Below are 15,461 nucleotides of genomic sequence, written 5' to 3'. Positions count from 1 at the left end.
CGCCGGTCCGCGGGTCAGGACTCCTCGGCGGACTCCAGCCGCGGCCTGCGCGCGTGGTAGACGAAGGCCGGTGGCACGTTGCCCCACACCGTCCGGCCGGGGACGACCTCCTCGAAGGTGTCGATCAGGCGCCTCCTGAAGCGCCGCGCGGGAGGAAGGCGCTTGGCGAAGCTGTAGGCGAAGGTGGTGAAGGCCGTGTGCGGGCCCATGATCCCGGTGACCGCGCCCAGCAGGCGGGCCTGTGTCTCCTCGGAGAACGCGGCCCAGGGGAGCCCGCTCACGATCGCGTCGGCCTGGGGCAGGCCGCGCTCCCGGAGCAGCTGGGGCAGCCGTGCCGCGTCGTCGACCACGACGTCCACTCCCGGATTCCTGGCGGCGAGGAACTCGGCCAGTTTCGGGTTGATCTCGACGGCGAGGTGGTGCCCCCGGCCGCCCAGCCGGCGCTGGATCTCCGCGGTGAACGCGCCCGTGCCGGGGCCGAGCTCGACGATCACGGGATCGCCCCGGTGCGGGATCGGCGAGGCCACCGCCTCGGCGAGCCGCCGCGAACTCGGCGCCACCGCTCCAACGGTGCCCGGCGAGCGGATCCACTGCCCCAGGAAGAGCGTGGTGTCATTGGTCATGGTTTGAAGGGTAGAGGGTGCGGGAGGGCGGGCCGTACGCCATTTGGCCGATCTTTGCGGCCTCAGGGAGGAGGGATCCTCCCCTCCCCGAGGATGACCGGGGAGGATGACCGGGCCCTGAGGATGACGGGGGCCTGAGGATGACCCGGGCCGGTGCGGGCCGGGCGCGGCCGGCCCGCGCCTCCTCTCGCGCCCGCCCGTACGCGAGGCGGGACCGCGGGTCGGCCGCGCCCGCATCCACCCGGCCGCATCCGACGCAGTAGTGTCACCATCAGGTACGGGGAGGGGGATCAGCCGGTGAATCCGGAAGCATCGGGGGCCGAGGACCGGATCTGGACGGTCCCCAACGCGTTGAGCCTGGCCAGGCTCCTGGGAGTGCCGGTTTTCCTGTGGCTGGTGCTGGGCCCGAAGGCGGACGGCTGGGCCGTCGCCCTGCTGATGCTGGCCGGGTTCTCCGACTGGCTCGACGGCAAGATCGCCCGCGCCTGGAACCAGACCAGCAGGCTCGGCCGCCTGCTCGACCCGCTGGCCGACCGCCTCTACATCCTGGCCACCCTGTTCGGCCTCGCCATGCGCGAGATCATCCCCTGGTGGCTGGCGCTGGCCATCCCGCTGCGCGACGTGATGCTGCTGGGCATCCCGCTCGTCCTGCGCCGCCTCGGGTACGGTCCCGCGCTGCCCGTGCACTTCCTCGGCAAGGCCGCCACGGCCAACCTGCTCTACGCCTTCCCACTGCTCTTCCTGGCCCACCACCCCTCCTGGTACGCCGAGGCGGCGGGGATCGTCGGCTGGTCCCTGGCGATCTGGGGCACAGGCCTGTACTGGTGGTCCGGAGTGCTGTATTGGGTACAGGTGCGTCAGCTGACAAGCGAGGCCAAACGCCTTAAGAGGTGATCTGTGAAGGCCGTCGTCATGGCGGGCGGGGAGGGGACACGGCTCCGGCCGATGACCGCGAACCAGCCCAAACCTCTCCTACCCGTGATCAATCGGCCGATCATGGAGCATGTGCTTCGCCTGCTCAAACGGCACGGCTTCACCGAGACGGTGGTCACCGTGCAGTTCCTGGCCGCCCTGGTCCGCAACTACTTCGGCGACGGCGACGAGCTCGGCATGAGCCTGTACTACGCCACCGAGGACACGCCGCTCGGCACCGCGGGCAGCGTGAAGAACGCCGCCGACCGGCTCCGTGACGACCGCTTCCTGGTCATCTCCGGCGACGCGCTGACCGACATCGACCTGACCGACATGATCCGCTTCCACCGCGAGAACGGCGCGATGGTCACGATCGGGCTCAAGCGCGTCCCCAACCCGCTGGAGTTCGGCATCGTGATCGTCGACGACCAGGGCAGGGTGGAGCGCTTCCTGGAGAAGCCGACCTGGGGCCAGGTCTTCTCCGACACCGCCAACACCGGCATCTACGTGATGGAGCCCGAGGTCCTCGACGAGATCGCGGCCGGGGGGTCCGTCGACTGGTCGGGCGACGTGTTCCCCAGGCTGCTGGAGCGCGGCGCCCCGCTGTACGGCTACGTGGCCGACGGCTACTGGGAGGACGTCGGCACCCACGAGAGCTACCTCAAGGCCCAGGCCGACGTCCTGTCCGGCCGGGTCAAGGTCGACATCGACGCCTTCGAGGTCTCGCCGGGCGTCTGGGTCGCCGAGGGGGCCTCGGTCGACGCCGACGCCGTCCTCAAGGGGCCCCTGTACGTCGGCGACTACGCCAAGGTCGAGGCGGGCGCCGAGCTGCGCGAGTACACCGTGCTGGGCAGCAACGCGGTGGTCAGGGAGGGGGCCTTCCTGCACCGCGCGGTCGTCCACGACAACGTCTACGTCGGCCCCAGCGCCCACCTGCGCGGCTGCGTGATCGGCAAGAACACCGACCTGATGACCGCCGCCAGGGTCGAGGAGGGCGCCGTCGTCGGCGACGAGTGCATCATCGAGGCCGAGGCGTACATCTCCTCCGGCGTCAAGATCTACCCGTTCAAGACCATCGAGGCCGGGGCGGTGATCAACAACAGCGTCATCTGGGAGCCGCGCGCCCAGCGCAACCTGTTCGGCCCCCGGGGGGTCTCGGGACTGGTCAACGTGGAGATCACCCCCGAGCTGTGCGTACGGCTGGCCAGCGCCTACGCCACCACCCTGAAGAAGGGCGCCTCGGTGATCACCTCCCGCGACTCCTCCCGCGCCGCGCGGGCGCTGAAGCGGGCCGTGATCAGCGCCCTGAACGCCAGCGCGATCAACGTGCTCGACCTGGAGGCGTCCCCGCTCCCGGTGGCCCGCTTCCACACCGCCAGGGAGAACGCCGTCGGCGGCATCGCGCTGCGCACCACCCCCGGTGATCCGCAGAGCGTCGACATCGTCTTCATGGACGAGCACGGCGCGGACCTGTCGCCGGCGGCCCAGCGCAAGCTGGACCGGGTCTTCTCCCGGCAGGAGTTCCGCCGCGCCTTCCCCGGGGAGATCGCCGAGCTGAGCTTCCCCGCCAGGGCGGTGGAGGACTACACGCACGAGCTGCTGCGCCTGGTCGACATCAGCGGGGTGCGCGACGCCGACATGAAGGTCGTGGTCGACTGCGCGGGAGGCACCTCCTCGCTGGTGCTGCCCAGCCTGCTGGGCCGGGTGGGGGTGGACGTGCTGACCGTCAACAACCGGCTGGACGACGCCTCGCCCACCGAGACCCTCGCCGAGCGCCGCCGTGACCTGCAACGCCTCTCGGAGCTCGTCAGCTCCTCCAGGGCGGCCTTCGGGGTGCGCTTCGACCCGGTGGGGGAGCGGGTCGCGCTGGTGGACGAGAAGGGCCAGCTGATCAGCGAGGAGCGCGCCCTGCTGGTGGTGCTCGACCTGGTCGCCGCCGAGCGGCGCGGCGGCAGGGTGGCGCTGCCGGTCACCACCACCCGGGTGGCCGAGCAGGTCTGCAGGTTCCACGGCGTCCAGGCCGAGTGGACCTCCACCGCGATCGACGCGCTCACCGCCGCCGCCAGGGGGCCAGAGATGATCTTCGCCGCCGACGGGCGCGGCGGTTTCATCGTGCCCGAGTTCGGGCCCACGGTGGACGGCCTGGCGGTGTTCCTGCGCCTGCTGGGCCTGGTCGCCAGGACCCGGCTCTCGCTCAGCCAGATCGACGCCAGGATCCCCGAGGCCAAGCTGCTGCGCCGGACCGTGCCGACCCCGTGGGCGGCCAAGGGCGCGGTGATGCGCTCGGTCATCGAGGCCGCCGAGCACTACCGCATCGACACCACCGACGGGGTGCGGGTCGTCGCAGAGGACGGCAGCTGGACCCTGGTGCTGCCCGACCCGACGGAGGCGGTCACCCATCTGTGGGCCGAGGGGTTCGACGTCGACTCCGCGCAGACCCTGATCGAGCACTGGGCGCGGGTGGTCGAGGAGGCAGCGGGTGGCTGACGGGACCCGGCCCCGGCCGGTGCGCCGCAGGCGCGGGGCGGGCATGGGGCGGGGGTTCCCCGCCGGGCCGGAGGCAGGGCCGGAAGCCGGGGAAGCCGGGCGGGAAAGGGCTCGGACGGGGGTCCCGGGCCGAGCGGTTGCCACAAACACAGCGCGGCGCCATGGACCGGAGACAGTGCCCCACTGTAACTTTGTCACCGACCGTACCCGCGGTTCAGCGTCAACCTTGACCTTCGCCCCTCATCACTGTAGGTTGCGGCATTCGCAGTCCGAGAAAACACTTGAGAAGCGAAGAAGCGAGGCGCGCATCACTGAGCACCGTTGCCGCGTCTTCGCGGTAGGAGGCCGAGCCGATCGATGCCGAGCGTCTACTGCACGCAGTGCGGTCATGCCAATCCTGAGGATGCCCGTTTCTGTTCACGATGCGGGTCGCCGCTTACCAAAGCCGAGACCCCCGGAGACAGCACATCGACGATTTCTCTCTCCGGGATCGAGGCCTACGAGGCGGAGACAGGTGAGACGCTTCTCGCCGAACGGCAGGCCGTCGAGCAGTTGCCCCCGGGCACCGCGCTGCTGGTCGCGATGCGCGGTCCCAACGCCGGCAGCCGGTTCCTGCTCGACAGCGACCTCACCACCGTGGGCCGCCACCCCGAGAGCGACATCTTCCTCGACGACATCACGGTCTCGCGGCGCCACGTCGAGTTCTACCGGCGCGGCGGCGGGGTCTTCACCGTCCGCGACGTCGGCAGCCTGAACGGCACGTACGTGAACCGTGAGCGGATCGAGGAGGTCCCGCTGTACGGCGGGGACGAGGTGCAGATCGGCAAGTTCCGCCTCGTCTTCCTCACCCGCGGCGCCGCTGGAGGATGATGAGCTCGCAGGCCGCTCGTGCGCACATGAGCATCGGGGAGGTGCTCGCTCTCCTGCAGGGCGAGTTCCCCGATGTCAGCATCTCCAAGATTCGTTTCCTGGAGGGCGAGGGGCTGATCGAGCCGGAGCGCAGTCCCTCCGGTTACCGCAAGTTCACCTACGCCGACGTCGAGCGGCTGCGTTACATCCTCAGCGAGCAGCGTGACCGCTACCTGCCGCTGCGCGTCATCAAGGATCATCTGGAGGCGGCCGACCGCGAGGAGCGTCCGGCCGCCCGGCCGCGCGCCGTCCCCGACGACGCGCCCCCGGAGGTCCGGCTCACCCGCGAGGAGCTGCTCGCCGCCGCCGAGCTCGACGAGGAGACCCTCGCCGAGCTGGAGGACTACGGCCTGCTCGCCGCGGTGGCCCGCTACTACGACGCCGAGGCGCTGGCCGTGGCCCGCAGCGTAGGGGCCCTCGCCGCCTTCGGCCTGCGGGCCCGCCATCTGCGGGCCGTCAAGGCCGCCGCCGAGCGCGAGGCGGGGCTGGTCGAGCAGGCCGTCGCCCCGCTCCTGCGCCGCCGTGGCCCCGGCGCCATCGACCAGGCCGACGAGACGGCCAGGGAGATCTCCGGCCTGCTGCTGGAATTGCACGCCTCTCTGCTGCGTTCCGGCGTTCGTGGGGCCCTGGGCCGGTGAGAACCTGACCAGGCACTCGTACCCCCACGAGTGTTACGTTGAACAAACCGGTCGGAATCCAGCGAAGACGGAGCAGCCCGTGTTGCAGATGGAGGTCGTGGGCGTTCGAGTTGAGATGCCCTCCAACCAGCCGATCGTCTTGCTGAAAGAGACGCATGGGGAGCGTTACCTACCTATCTGGATCGGCATGACGGAGGCCACGGCGATCGCCATGGCCCAGGCCGAGGAGCCACCGCCTCGGCCGCTCACCCATGACCTGTTCCGCGACGTGCTCGAAGGGCTCGGGGTCCGGCTGAGCACGGTCAACATCGTCGCCCTGCGCGACGGCATCTTCTTCGCGGATCTCGTGTTCTCCAACGGGGTCGAGGTGAGCGCGCGTCCCTCGGACTCGATCGCCTTGGCACTTCGCACCGGCGCACGTATCTTCGCGAGTGAGGACGTGGTCCGGGAGGCGGGGGTGATCATCCCCGACGACCAGGAGGACGAGGTGGAGAAGTTCAGGGAGTTCCTTGACACGATCACACCCGAGGACTTCGGCCGCGCGGGGTAGGAATTTCGGTGCATTTACGCTTCACGACGCGCCGGGTGGGGTCGTTGACTGGACTTGGCCCCAGTCCTACGGTGCAAGTGAAACCCGCGGCCGTGCGTAAACCCCCAGATCAGGCCGTGGGATGAGAGAAAGCCGGAGGTCCGCGTGGCGGTCAGCAGCGGCGAGGGTAGAAACGCCGATCAGGATGACCCGGAACGGCGCCAGTCGGCACGTCAGCGCGCGGGTGAAGAGGGTCTGCTGTTCGACGGGCAACCGGTGAAGGTGCCCGCCGACATCGGCTACCGCGGTCCCACGGCCTGTTCCGCGGCCGGCATCACCTACCGGCAACTCGACTACTGGGCGCGCACCGGCCTGGTCGAGCCCACCGTGCGAGCCGCCCACGGCTCCGGCTCCCAGCGGCTGTACGGCTTTCGCGACATCCTGGTCCTCAAGGTCGTCAAGCGGCTCCTCGACACCGGCGTCTCCCTCCAGCAGATCCGCATCGCCGTGCAGCACCTGCGCGACCGGGGCGTCAACGACCTGGCCGGGATCACCCTGATGAGCGACGGGGTGAGCGTCTACGAGTGCACCTCGCCCGACGAGGTCATCGACCTGCTCCAGGGCGGTCAGGGAGTCTTCGGCATAGCGCTGGGACGGGTGTGGCAGGAGGTGGAGGGCTCCCTCGCGGATCTACCGGGCGAACGTGCGGAGTCGAGCGACGGCCCTTTAGGAGATCATCAGGCCGATGAGCTGGCCCGCCGTCGCAGAGCACGACGAACCGGGTAAACTCGGACTTGCCACTGACCCTGTGCGGGAGAGACCCCGACCGCGATCGGGGCGCCGAAGGAGCAACCTCCCCGGAATCTCTCAGGCACCCGGTACCGCACGGACGAGGCAACTCTGGAAAGCAGGCGCGCCCGCCAGGCGCGACTCACCGACGGTGCAAGCCGCCCGACACGGGGCAGGTGAAGCTCTCAGGTCACGACCCCGCACGACGGTCGTGATGACAGAGGGGGAGACCAGGCATACGCCCGCGCCCAGCGCCGGTCTCCACCCCGTCCCGGGAGGCTTCACCATGACCGACCTGTCATCGCTCAGCGAACTCGGCTCCCCTCCGTTCGCGACCCGCCACATAGGGCCGGACGACGCCGGCCAGACCCGCATGCTGGAGGCGGTCGGATTCGCCTCCGTCGCCGACCTGGTCGCGGTGGCCGTACCCGAGGCGATCCGCTCCTCGGAGCGGCTGAGCCTGCCCCCGGCGGCCGGGGAGTCCGAGACCCTCGCCGAGCTGCGGGTCCTCGCCGGGCGCAACACCGTGCTCACCTCGATGATCGGCCTCGGCTACCACGACACGATCACCCCGGGCGTCATCCGCCGCAACCTCCTGGAGAACCCGGGCTGGTACACCGCGTACACGCCCTACCAGCCGGAGATCTCCCAGGGCCGGTTGGAGGCCCTGATCAACTTCCAGACCGTCGTCTCCGACCTGACCGCCCTCGACGTGGCCGGGGCCTCCCTGCTGGACGAGGCCACCGCCGCCGCCGAGGCGATGACCCTCGCCCGCCGCGCGGGCCGCGGCCCCTCGAAGGTGTTCGTGGTGGACGCCGACGCGCTGCCGCAGACCAAGGCGGTGCTGCGCACCCGCGCCGAGCCGCTCGGCATCGAGCTGGTCGAGAGCGACTTCACCGAGGAGCTTCCCGAGTGCTTCGGGGTGCTCGTGCAGTATCCCGGTGCCAGCGGCAGGGTCCGCGACTTCCGCGCCATCGCCGACGCCGCCCACGCGCGCGGCGCCCAGGTGGTCGCCGCCGCCGACCTGCTGGCCCTCACCCTCCTGGCCGCGCCCGGCGAGCTCGGCGCCGACATCGCGGTCGGCTCCTCGCAGCGCTTCGGCGTCCCCCTCGGCTTCGGCGGCCCGCACGCCGCCTACATGGCGGTCCGCGACGGCCTCCAGCGCCAGCTGCCGGGCCGCCTGGTGGGCGTCTCCCAGGACGCCGACCGGCGCCCCGCGTACCGGCTCGCGCTCCAGACCCGCGAGCAGCACATCCGCCGCGAGAAGGCCACCAGCAACATCTGCACCGCGCAGGTGCTGCTCGCCGTGATCGCCGGCATGTACGCCGTCTACCACGGCCCCGAGGGCCTGCGCAGGATCGGCCGGCGCACCCACCGGTACGCCGTCGTGCTCGCCGAGGGCCTGCGCCAGGGCGGCGTCGAGGTCGTGCACGACACCTTCTTCGACACCGTGCTCGCCAGGGTGCCCGGCCGGGCCGCGAAGGTCGTCGCCGCGGCCCGCGACAACGGGGTGAACCTGCGCCTGGTCGACGCCGACCACGTGGGCGTCACCTGCGACGAGAGGACCGAGCTCCTCCACCTGGAGCAGGTCCTGGCCGCCTTCGAGGTCAGCGGCGCCGTGCTCGCCGACCTCGACGCCGCCGCGCACGACGCGCTGCCCGCCGCGCTGGCCCGGGTCAGCGACTACCTGACCCACCCGGTCTTCCACAGCCACCGCTCCGAGACGGCGATGCTGCGCTACCTGCGCAGGCTCCAGGACAAGGACATCGCGCTCGACCGGTCGATGATCCCGCTGGGCTCCTGCACCATGAAGCTCAACGCGACCACCGAGATGGAGCCGATCACCTGGCCGGAGTTCGCCGGGCTGCACCCCTACGCGCCCGAGGACCAGGCCGCGGGCTACATCGAGCTGATCGGGGAGCTGGAGCGCTGGCTGGCCGAGGTGACCGGCTACGACGCCGTGTCGCTCCAGCCGAACGCCGGCTCCCAGGGCGAGTTCGCCGGGCTCCTGGCGATCCGCGCCTACCACACCGCGCGCGGCGAGTCGGGCCGCGACGTCTGCCTGATCCCCTCGTCCGCCCACGGCACCAACGCCGCGAGCGCCGTGATGGCGGGCATGCGCGTGGCCGTGGTCGCCTGTGACGACCAGGGCAACGTGGACGTCGACGACCTCGTCGCGAAGATCGAGAAGCACCGCGAGCAGCTTGCCGCGATCATGGTGACCTACCCGTCCACGCACGGCGTGTACGAGGAGACGATCGTCCGGATCTGCGAGCTGGTGCACGAGGCCGGCGGGCAGGTCTACGTCGACGGCGCCAATCTCAACGCGCTGGTCGGCCTGGCCAGGCCGGGGGAGTTCGGGGCGGACGTCTCCCACCTGAACCTGCACAAGACCTTCTGCATCCCGCACGGCGGCGGCGGCCCCGGCGTCGGCCCGGTCGCGGTCCGCGCCCACCTGGCCGACTACCTGCCCGGCCACCCGCTGCGCGAGGGTACCGCGGTCGGCCCGGTCTCGGCCGCGCCGTACGGCTCCGCGGGCATCCTGCCCATCTCCTGGGCCTACATCCGGATGATGGGCGCCGACGGCCTGAAGGCGGCCACCGAGCAGGCCATCCTGTCGGCCAACTACCTGGCCCGCAGGCTCAGCCCCCACTACCCGGTCCTCTACACCGGCCGCGGCGGCCTCGTCGCCCACGAGTGCATCGTGGACCTGCGCCAGATCACCAAGGAGACCGGGGTGACGGTCGACGACGTGGCCAAGCGCCTCATCGACTACGGCTTCCACGCCCCGACCATGTCCTTCCCGGTGGCCGGCACGCTGATGATCGAGCCGACCGAGAGCGAGGACCTGGCCGAGCTCGACCGGTTCTGCGAGGCGATGATCGCGATCCGCGAGGAGATCGCGAAGGTCGCCTCCGGGGCGTACGACAGGACCGACAACCCGCTGCGCAACGCCCCGCACACGGCCGACAGCCTCGTCGCCGACGAGTGGGGCCACCCCTACGGCCGGACCGAGGCGGCCTACCCGCTGCCGTCGGTGCGCGAGGGCAAGTACTGGTCGCCGGTCCGCCGCATCGACCAGGCCTACGGCGACCGCAACCTGGTCTGCTCCTGCCCTCCCCTGGAGGCGTACGAGGACTGATCGCCGAGGGGAGCGGGAAGCCCGCGCGAACCGCGATATTCGCGGGGAATGCGACAGGACGGAGGGCGCCCCGAGTCGTTAGGCTCGGGGCGTCTCCGTATCCGGAAGGATCCTGCATGCCTGAGGTGGACACCCGTCCCTTGGACACCGCGCGAAGACTGGCCGAGTCGGGGGACCTCGACGGCGCCGCCGCGATCTTCGCCGAGCTGGTCGCCGATCCCGGCGAGCCCGACCGGGCCCAGGCGGCGGTGGGGCTCGCGGTGGTACTGGAGGAGAGCGGGGACGTGGCGGGCTCGCGCGCGGCCGCGCGCACCGCGCTGGCGACCGGGCACCCGGAGTTCGCCGCCCAGGCCGCCTGCCTGCTCGCGGGAAGCTTCGAGCGGGAGGGCCTGGCCGACCAGGCCCGCGCCGCCTGGCAGGCCGCGCTGGGCGTGGGCCACCCCGACTACGTCCCGCTGGCGCACATGGCCCTCGCCAGGCTCGCCACGGGCGAGCAGGAGGCCGAGCGGTCGCTGCGTGACGCGCTGGCCACCGGCGACCCGGAGATCGCTCCTCGTGCCGCCCAGCGGCTGGCGGAGGTGTTCCTGGAGGAGGGGGAGCCGGGGGAGGCCGCCCAGGTGCTCCTGGAGGCGCTCGCGGTGCCCGACGCGGCCGAGGTGCCGAGGCTGCGGGTGATGCTCGGCATCGCCCATCTGGAGCTGGCGTGCGCGGAGTTCTCCGGTGCGATCGAGGAGGGCGGCGACGTCGAGACCGGCGCGCTGGCGATCGAGCTCCTGGCCCGCACGCTCCCGCTCAGGGGACGTGACGAGGACGCCGAGCGCGTGTGGCGCTACGGCCTGGACAGCGCCGACGAGGATCTCGCCGGTGAGGTCCGCCTCCGCCTCGACCGGGACCTCTGACCTGCCTCTGGCCTCTGGGGCGCGGCGCGCGCCGGTCCCGCGCGCGGGCGTCGTGGTGCTCGTCGTGCCCGTGGGAGACGTCACACGGGCACCGGGTGGTTGTGGGGTGTCCGTGGGGCCTCTGTGGGCACCGGCACCCGGGCACCGGCCGTCCGGCCTCCCGCGAAGCCGCGGGGCTTCCCGGAGGGTGTCAGTCGCGCTCCCGCCAGCGGCTCAGGGCGTGGGCGAAGTTGATCGCCACGATCCCGCCCCAGGCCAGCAGCAGCCCGGCGGTGCCCGCGTTCTGCGCCGCGATGGCGGTCAGCGGGATCCCGATGCCCATCGAGCCGAGGGCGATCGGGATCGAGCCGTTCGAGCTCTTGCGTGACTTGGCCATCGGCGCCCCGGCGGCGTGCATCTCGGCGCGCACCCGGTGGGCGATGGTCGCGTCGAGACGTGACACGAACGACTCGATGAGGGCGGTCTCGTACTCGGGGCCGAGGTCGCGGCGGGCCTCGACGGTGGCGCGCATGTCCTGGCGGATATCTTGGTAGTCCTGCACGCCTCGATTGTTCCTTCCGGCCGGTCGCCGGGCATCAGCCGATAGGAGGAGATCCGTGTCCACCTCCGACTCCACCCCCCTCACCGGGGCGTCCACGCCGGGGCTCCGGCTCGCGGCCCGCGCGGTCGCGCCCATGGAGATCGCGACCCCGCACGGCCCGGCGCTGGTGGAGGTCGACGAGGTGGCCGGCCCGCGCTTCCTGCTGGTGCTCACCCACGGCTCGGCCGGGGGAGTGGACGCCCCGGACCTGCTCGCCGTACGGGACGCCGCGACGGCGGTCGGCGGGACGGTCGCGCGGGTGCTCCAGCCGTTCCGGATGCGCGGGGCCCGCGCGCCGGGGTCGGCGGTCAAGCAGGACGAGGCGTGGGAGACGCTGGTGGCCGACCTGCGCGGGCGCTACCCGGGGCTGCCGCTGGCGCAGGGCGGGCGGAGCAACGGGGCCCGGGTCGCGTGCCGCACGGCCGGGAGGGTCGGGGCCCGCGCGGTCGTCGCGCTGGCGTTCCCGCTGCACCCGCCGGGGAAGCCGGAGCGGTCACGCGCCGGGGAGCTGCGCGCGGCGGGGGTGGACGTGCTGGTGGTGAACGGAGACCGTGACCCGTTCGGCGTGCCCGAGGCGGCGGACGCCGCGCGCCTGGTGGTGCTGCCGGGAGAGGGTCACGACCTCGGGAGGAATCCCGTCAGGGTGGGCGAGGTGGTCGCCGAGTGGCTCGACACGAGGATGCGGCCGGGCTCGGTGGACCCGCTCAGCGTGACCGGTCGGGTGTGACGAGCCTCAGACGACGCCGGCCAGCGGCCGGTGCGGCTCGATGACGGCACCGTCCGGGAGGAGCTCGCCGGTGTCGTCGAACAACACCACACCGTTGCAGAGCAGGCTCCAGCCCTGCTCAGGGTGGGCCGCCATGGTGCGGGCGGCTTCGCGGTCCAGCGCGTCGGCGGACGGACAGGACGGCTCGTGCGGGCACATCGGCGTGCCTCCGGATCTCTCGTGTCGGCTCGCCCGGTCACACCGGGCACGGGTGGGCATCGGACATCCGGCGGCACCGTCACCGATGGGTCTCCGTTCCCACGTATGACGGGGACGAGCATCTGAATGTTGATATGTGGCCGTGCGGCCCTAACAGAACGAGGGCCGCACATCAAGCAGATCAAGTGTGCGATCGATCGCACCTCGGCGACATAGCCCGTTAGGACTGTTTGGGAACTGGTATCGGGTCAGTCCGTCAGGGCTTTGTCAGGGGATGTGACCTATAACACAGGATGCCTCATATAAGGATATTCGACCAAGTGCGACACGCCGCCCGGCGGGTAAACGATCGGTTACAAGTTGCTGACGTGTGTCGATCGGGGTTTTCAAACCCCCGGTCGGCCCCTTACCGGGTCCGGGGCGCGCCCAGACCGGCCAGGAGGGCGTCCAGTCCGTGTTCGAAGTCGGCGTCCGCCGCCGGGCTGCCGCCTCCCCTGGAGGGGGGACGCCAGGGCTCGTCCTCGTCGCCCGAGGGCTCGGCCCAGCCCGACTGCTGCACCTCCACCGCCACCGCGCCGAAGACGTAGGCCCGCAGGGCCCGCACCGCCCCCGCGGGGTCGGCCAGGCCCGCGTCGGCCAGCTGGTCGGTCTGCTCCCTGATGGCGACGGCCGCCCTGCCCCTCGGCGGCTTGGTCAGGGCGAGGGCCAGCACCCCGGGATGCTCCCTCAGCGCGGCCCGGCTCGCCCGGCACCAGGCCCTCGCGCTCTCCTGCCAGCTCTCGCCGGGCTCGGCGTGGACGGTGGTGACGTGCTCGGCCAGCGCGTCCATCAGGGCGTCCTTGCCGCGCGGCAGGTGGTGGTAGATGGCCATCGCCTCCACCTGGAGCGCGTCGCCCAGCCGCCGCATCGTCAGGCGCCGGAGCCCCTGACCGTCGGCGATGTGGAGGGCGGCGTCGATGATGCGCTCCCTGGAGAGCGGGACGGGCGGTCGCTTGGCAGGCATGGGAGGCATCCTGCCACCGTCACCTTACTGCGTAAAGGACGGCGCGCCGGACAGGACGAACATCCGGCCCGCGAGACCACCGGGCGGCGAGCCGGTCCGCTGGGGTCCGGCTGAGTGTGTGGGGTGGGGACGGACCGCGTAGGCTACGAGCGGTGATCTGCCGGAGGAGACCCGGCGACCGGCGAGAGAGGGAAGAAGATGGCGTTTTTCCGACCGCGCGTGAGCCGGGAGGCGGAGGTTCGTCACCACGCTGACCAGGAGGTCGGGAAGAGCTTCCCCGAGCTCCTGCGGAAGGCGCGCGAGGCCGAGGCCGAGGTACGCCGGGCACAGGCCGCCGCGGCCCCCGTGCAGGAGCTGCGAGCCGCCGGGCTCGCCTTCGACAGGGCGCTCACCGAGGCCCTGCGCGCGGCCGAGGCCAACCAGCGCGCGACGTTCGGGATCAGGTCGTACGACGACCGGATCCGCCGCCGCAAGGGCAGGGCCACCCCGAAGGGCGCCGAGTGGACCGCCGAGGTCAACCGCCTGCGCACCCTCCGCGAGCAGAACCGGCTGACGGGCATCCCCAGGGTCCCGCGTCCGGTCACCGCCTCCGCCCGCTGATCTCCGTTCCCGCTCCTCACCCCCGGTCCGCACCGGGGTCTTCGCTCGTGGGCGCCGGGGCGCGGGGCTGATCCGCCCCCGGCCCTCCCGCCGGCCTTCGCCCGCGGACCCGGTTCGAACGGCCTCTCGCCGCCCGTCACACGTTCCGTGACGGGCGGTCTCGCCGTTCCGGAACGGGCCCCGCGCGGGCGCCCGCCCGCACCTCGTGCCGGATCCGTCCTCGCGGCCACCCATCCGTGTGCCGTACTCCCGTCCGCGCTGTCCAGGCCCCGCGTCCGTCGGTCCGGGGCCGCCGTGTACGCCGGTCCGGGTTCGTGTACGCCGGCTTCGGGCCCTCGCGTACGCCGGAACGCTAGGCGGGCGGCGTGCGCGGCCGAGACGGAGGGGGGCCGCCGCCCGCGGACGGCGGTCAGGGGCGTCCCGTGGCGGCGGCTCCGGGGCCTTTGGTGCCCATGACGAGGCCACCGTCCCGGGAAGCCCGGGAGGCCGGAGATGGTTCCTGCCCGCCGATCACGCTCACCTCGCTGATGATTCCGGTTCGCCCTGCCTTCCTCGCCTTGGCTGTCGAGAGCGTGACGGGTGAGGAGTGAAAGGTGATCCGGCCCCTGGTGATCGGCATCTTGACATTGCCGCCAATGGGGTGAATTTTAGGTTAGGCTTCCCTAAGAAGACGTTTTGCCCTGTGGTCTCTCCGGCCACTCGTCCAACACCGTGACCAGGCGCCTCGCTGAGGTGCACGCATCTATGCCATTTTCGCCTGCCTTTTCCGTGCCCGGACGGTCCTCGCGTCCGGCGGGGAAACGGCGGTCGCCGCCCCTGGGCGCGCCGGTGGGAAACCCCCGCGCCGCCCGTGCGGACGGCCGGCGCCGGACGGGAGTTCCGGTGCCGGGCGAATCCGCGGAGCCGGGTTCGCCGCCCGGCACGATCATGCTGGAGGTATCCGATGACCAACCCCTTCGACGACGAGAGCGCGTCCTTCGTGGTGCTGGTGAACGCCGAGGGGCAGCACTCGCTGTGGCCCGCGTTCGCCGACGTCCCCCCGGGCTGGGAGATCGTCCACGGTGAGGACTCCCGCGCCGGCTGCCTGGCCTACGTCGAAGGCTCCTGGACCGACATGCGCCCCAGGAGCCTCGTCGCCGAGATGGGTGGCTGACACCCCCAGGACCTTCGAGGGTCCGGTACGGGAACCGTCGCCCCGGTCCCGTGCCCGGCCCCTCGGGGAGGGGCGCTCCGCGCTCCTGCCGGTCTCTGCGGGGGGCACTCCCCGCGAGGGCCGGAACACGGCGAAGGGCGCCACCGCGGACCGGGAGGTCTCGCGATGGCGCCCTTCGGAACTTCAGGACTTCGGAACTTCAGGACTTCGGAACTTCAGGACTTCGGAACTTCAGGACTTCGGAACTTCAGGACTTCGGAACTTCAGGACCG

Annotated in this window: 15 protein-coding genes and 1 riboswitch; of the genes, 11 read left to right on the top strand and 4 right to left on the bottom strand. The window is 71.8% G+C overall.

The genetic code is table 11. The annotated features are described in order from the left end of the window. Positions 1 to 14: 14 nt before the first annotated feature. Positions 15 to 623 (bottom strand): class I SAM-dependent methyltransferase, encoded by a 609-nt coding sequence (locus tag ACFFRH_RS27445; RefSeq protein WP_344749148.1) that lies wholly within the window; start codon positions 621 to 623, stop codon positions 15 to 17. Positions 624 to 920: 297 nt separating this feature from the next. Here ACFFRH_RS27445 and clsA point away from each other — a divergent pair, with 297 nt between their 5' ends. The 8 genes from clsA (at position 921) to ACFFRH_RS27405 (ending at position 10,928) form a co-directional block, all read left to right on the top strand. Beyond that, the gene (gene clsA / locus ACFFRH_RS27440) at positions 921 to 1,517 is read left to right on the top strand and encodes a cardiolipin synthase ClsA (RefSeq protein ID WP_344749149.1); all 597 of its coding nucleotides are present in this window, start codon (positions 921 to 923) and stop codon (positions 1,515 to 1,517) included. 3 nt (positions 1,518 to 1,520) lie between these two features. Beyond that, positions 1,521 to 4,022, top strand: a complete 2,502-nt coding sequence (locus ACFFRH_RS27435; protein WP_344749150.1) for a sugar phosphate nucleotidyltransferase — start codon at positions 1,521 to 1,523, stop codon at positions 4,020 to 4,022. 357 nt (positions 4,023 to 4,379) lie between these two features. Further along, on the top strand, positions 4,380 to 4,892 hold the full coding sequence (locus ACFFRH_RS27430) for a double zinc ribbon and FHA domain-containing protein (protein ID WP_329079681.1): 513 nt from the start codon (positions 4,380 to 4,382) through the stop codon (positions 4,890 to 4,892). A 26-nt stretch (positions 4,893 to 4,918) separates the two neighbouring features. Further along, positions 4,919 to 5,569: a transcriptional regulator FtsR gene (ftsR, locus tag ACFFRH_RS27425; protein WP_425581855.1), complete on the top strand. Its 651-nt coding sequence runs from the start codon at positions 4,919 to 4,921 to the stop codon at positions 5,567 to 5,569. Between the two features lie 79 nt (positions 5,570 to 5,648). Then, positions 5,649 to 6,119 (top strand): bifunctional nuclease family protein, encoded by a 471-nt coding sequence (locus ACFFRH_RS27420; protein WP_326639501.1) that lies wholly within the window; start codon positions 5,649 to 5,651, stop codon positions 6,117 to 6,119. 144 nt (positions 6,120 to 6,263) lie between these two features. Then, the gene (locus ACFFRH_RS27415; protein ID WP_386160576.1) at positions 6,264 to 6,884 is read left to right on the top strand and encodes a MerR family transcriptional regulator; all 621 of its coding nucleotides are present in this window, start codon (positions 6,264 to 6,266) and stop codon (positions 6,882 to 6,884) included. Between the two features lie 15 nt (positions 6,885 to 6,899). Beyond that, positions 6,900 to 6,992, top strand: a riboswitch (glycine riboswitch). Positions 6,993 to 7,173: 181 nt separating this feature from the next. Next, positions 7,174 to 10,029, top strand: a complete 2,856-nt coding sequence (gene gcvP / locus ACFFRH_RS27410; RefSeq protein ID WP_386160574.1) for an aminomethyl-transferring glycine dehydrogenase — start codon at positions 7,174 to 7,176, stop codon at positions 10,027 to 10,029. A 116-nt stretch (positions 10,030 to 10,145) separates the two neighbouring features. Further along, the gene (locus ACFFRH_RS27405; RefSeq protein WP_344749154.1) at positions 10,146 to 10,928 is read left to right on the top strand and encodes a tetratricopeptide repeat protein; all 783 of its coding nucleotides are present in this window, start codon (positions 10,146 to 10,148) and stop codon (positions 10,926 to 10,928) included. Between the two features lie 190 nt (positions 10,929 to 11,118). Here ACFFRH_RS27405 and ACFFRH_RS27400 read toward each other — a convergent pair whose 3' ends face one another. Beyond that, positions 11,119 to 11,469, bottom strand: coding sequence for a hypothetical protein (locus tag ACFFRH_RS27400; RefSeq protein WP_344749155.1), 351 nt, complete (start codon positions 11,467 to 11,469; stop codon positions 11,119 to 11,121). A 133-nt stretch (positions 11,470 to 11,602) separates the two neighbouring features. Between ACFFRH_RS27400 and ACFFRH_RS27395 the strand changes: the two genes are divergently transcribed. Next, entirely contained in the window at positions 11,603 to 12,235 is a 633-nt protein-coding gene (locus ACFFRH_RS27395) for an alpha/beta hydrolase family protein (protein ID WP_344749166.1), read from the top strand. Between the two features lie 6 nt (positions 12,236 to 12,241). Here the strand turns inward: ACFFRH_RS27395 and ACFFRH_RS27390 are convergent, their stop codons facing one another. After that, positions 12,242 to 12,433 carry a DUF5999 family protein gene (locus ACFFRH_RS27390; protein WP_329094021.1) on the bottom strand — a complete coding sequence of 64 codons (192 nt, stop codon included), beginning with the start codon at positions 12,431 to 12,433 and terminating at the stop codon, positions 12,242 to 12,244. Positions 12,434 to 12,839: 406 nt separating this feature from the next. Beyond that, a complete protein-coding gene (locus ACFFRH_RS27385) occupies positions 12,840 to 13,436 on the bottom strand; it encodes a TetR/AcrR family transcriptional regulator C-terminal domain-containing protein (protein WP_344749156.1) in 597 nt (198 codons plus the stop codon). Positions 13,437 to 13,634: 198 nt separating this feature from the next. On the opposite strand from ACFFRH_RS27385, the gene ACFFRH_RS27380 reads away from it, so the two are divergent. Next, complete coding sequence (locus ACFFRH_RS27380; protein ID WP_344749157.1) at positions 13,635 to 14,036, top strand: hypothetical protein; 402 nt, start codon at positions 13,635 to 13,637, stop codon at positions 14,034 to 14,036. Between the two features lie 943 nt (positions 14,037 to 14,979). Beyond that, positions 14,980 to 15,189 carry an MbtH family protein gene (locus tag ACFFRH_RS27375; RefSeq protein WP_344749158.1) on the top strand — a complete coding sequence of 70 codons (210 nt, stop codon included), beginning with the start codon at positions 14,980 to 14,982 and terminating at the stop codon, positions 15,187 to 15,189. Positions 15,190 to 15,461: the final 272 nt, after the last annotated feature.

This window comes from Streptosporangium vulgare (genome assembly GCF_042428775.1).
Taxonomy (GTDB): domain Bacteria; phylum Actinomycetota; class Actinomycetes; order Streptosporangiales; family Streptosporangiaceae; genus Streptosporangium; species Streptosporangium vulgare.
This window is presented reverse-complemented; position numbering and strand designations above follow the sequence as displayed.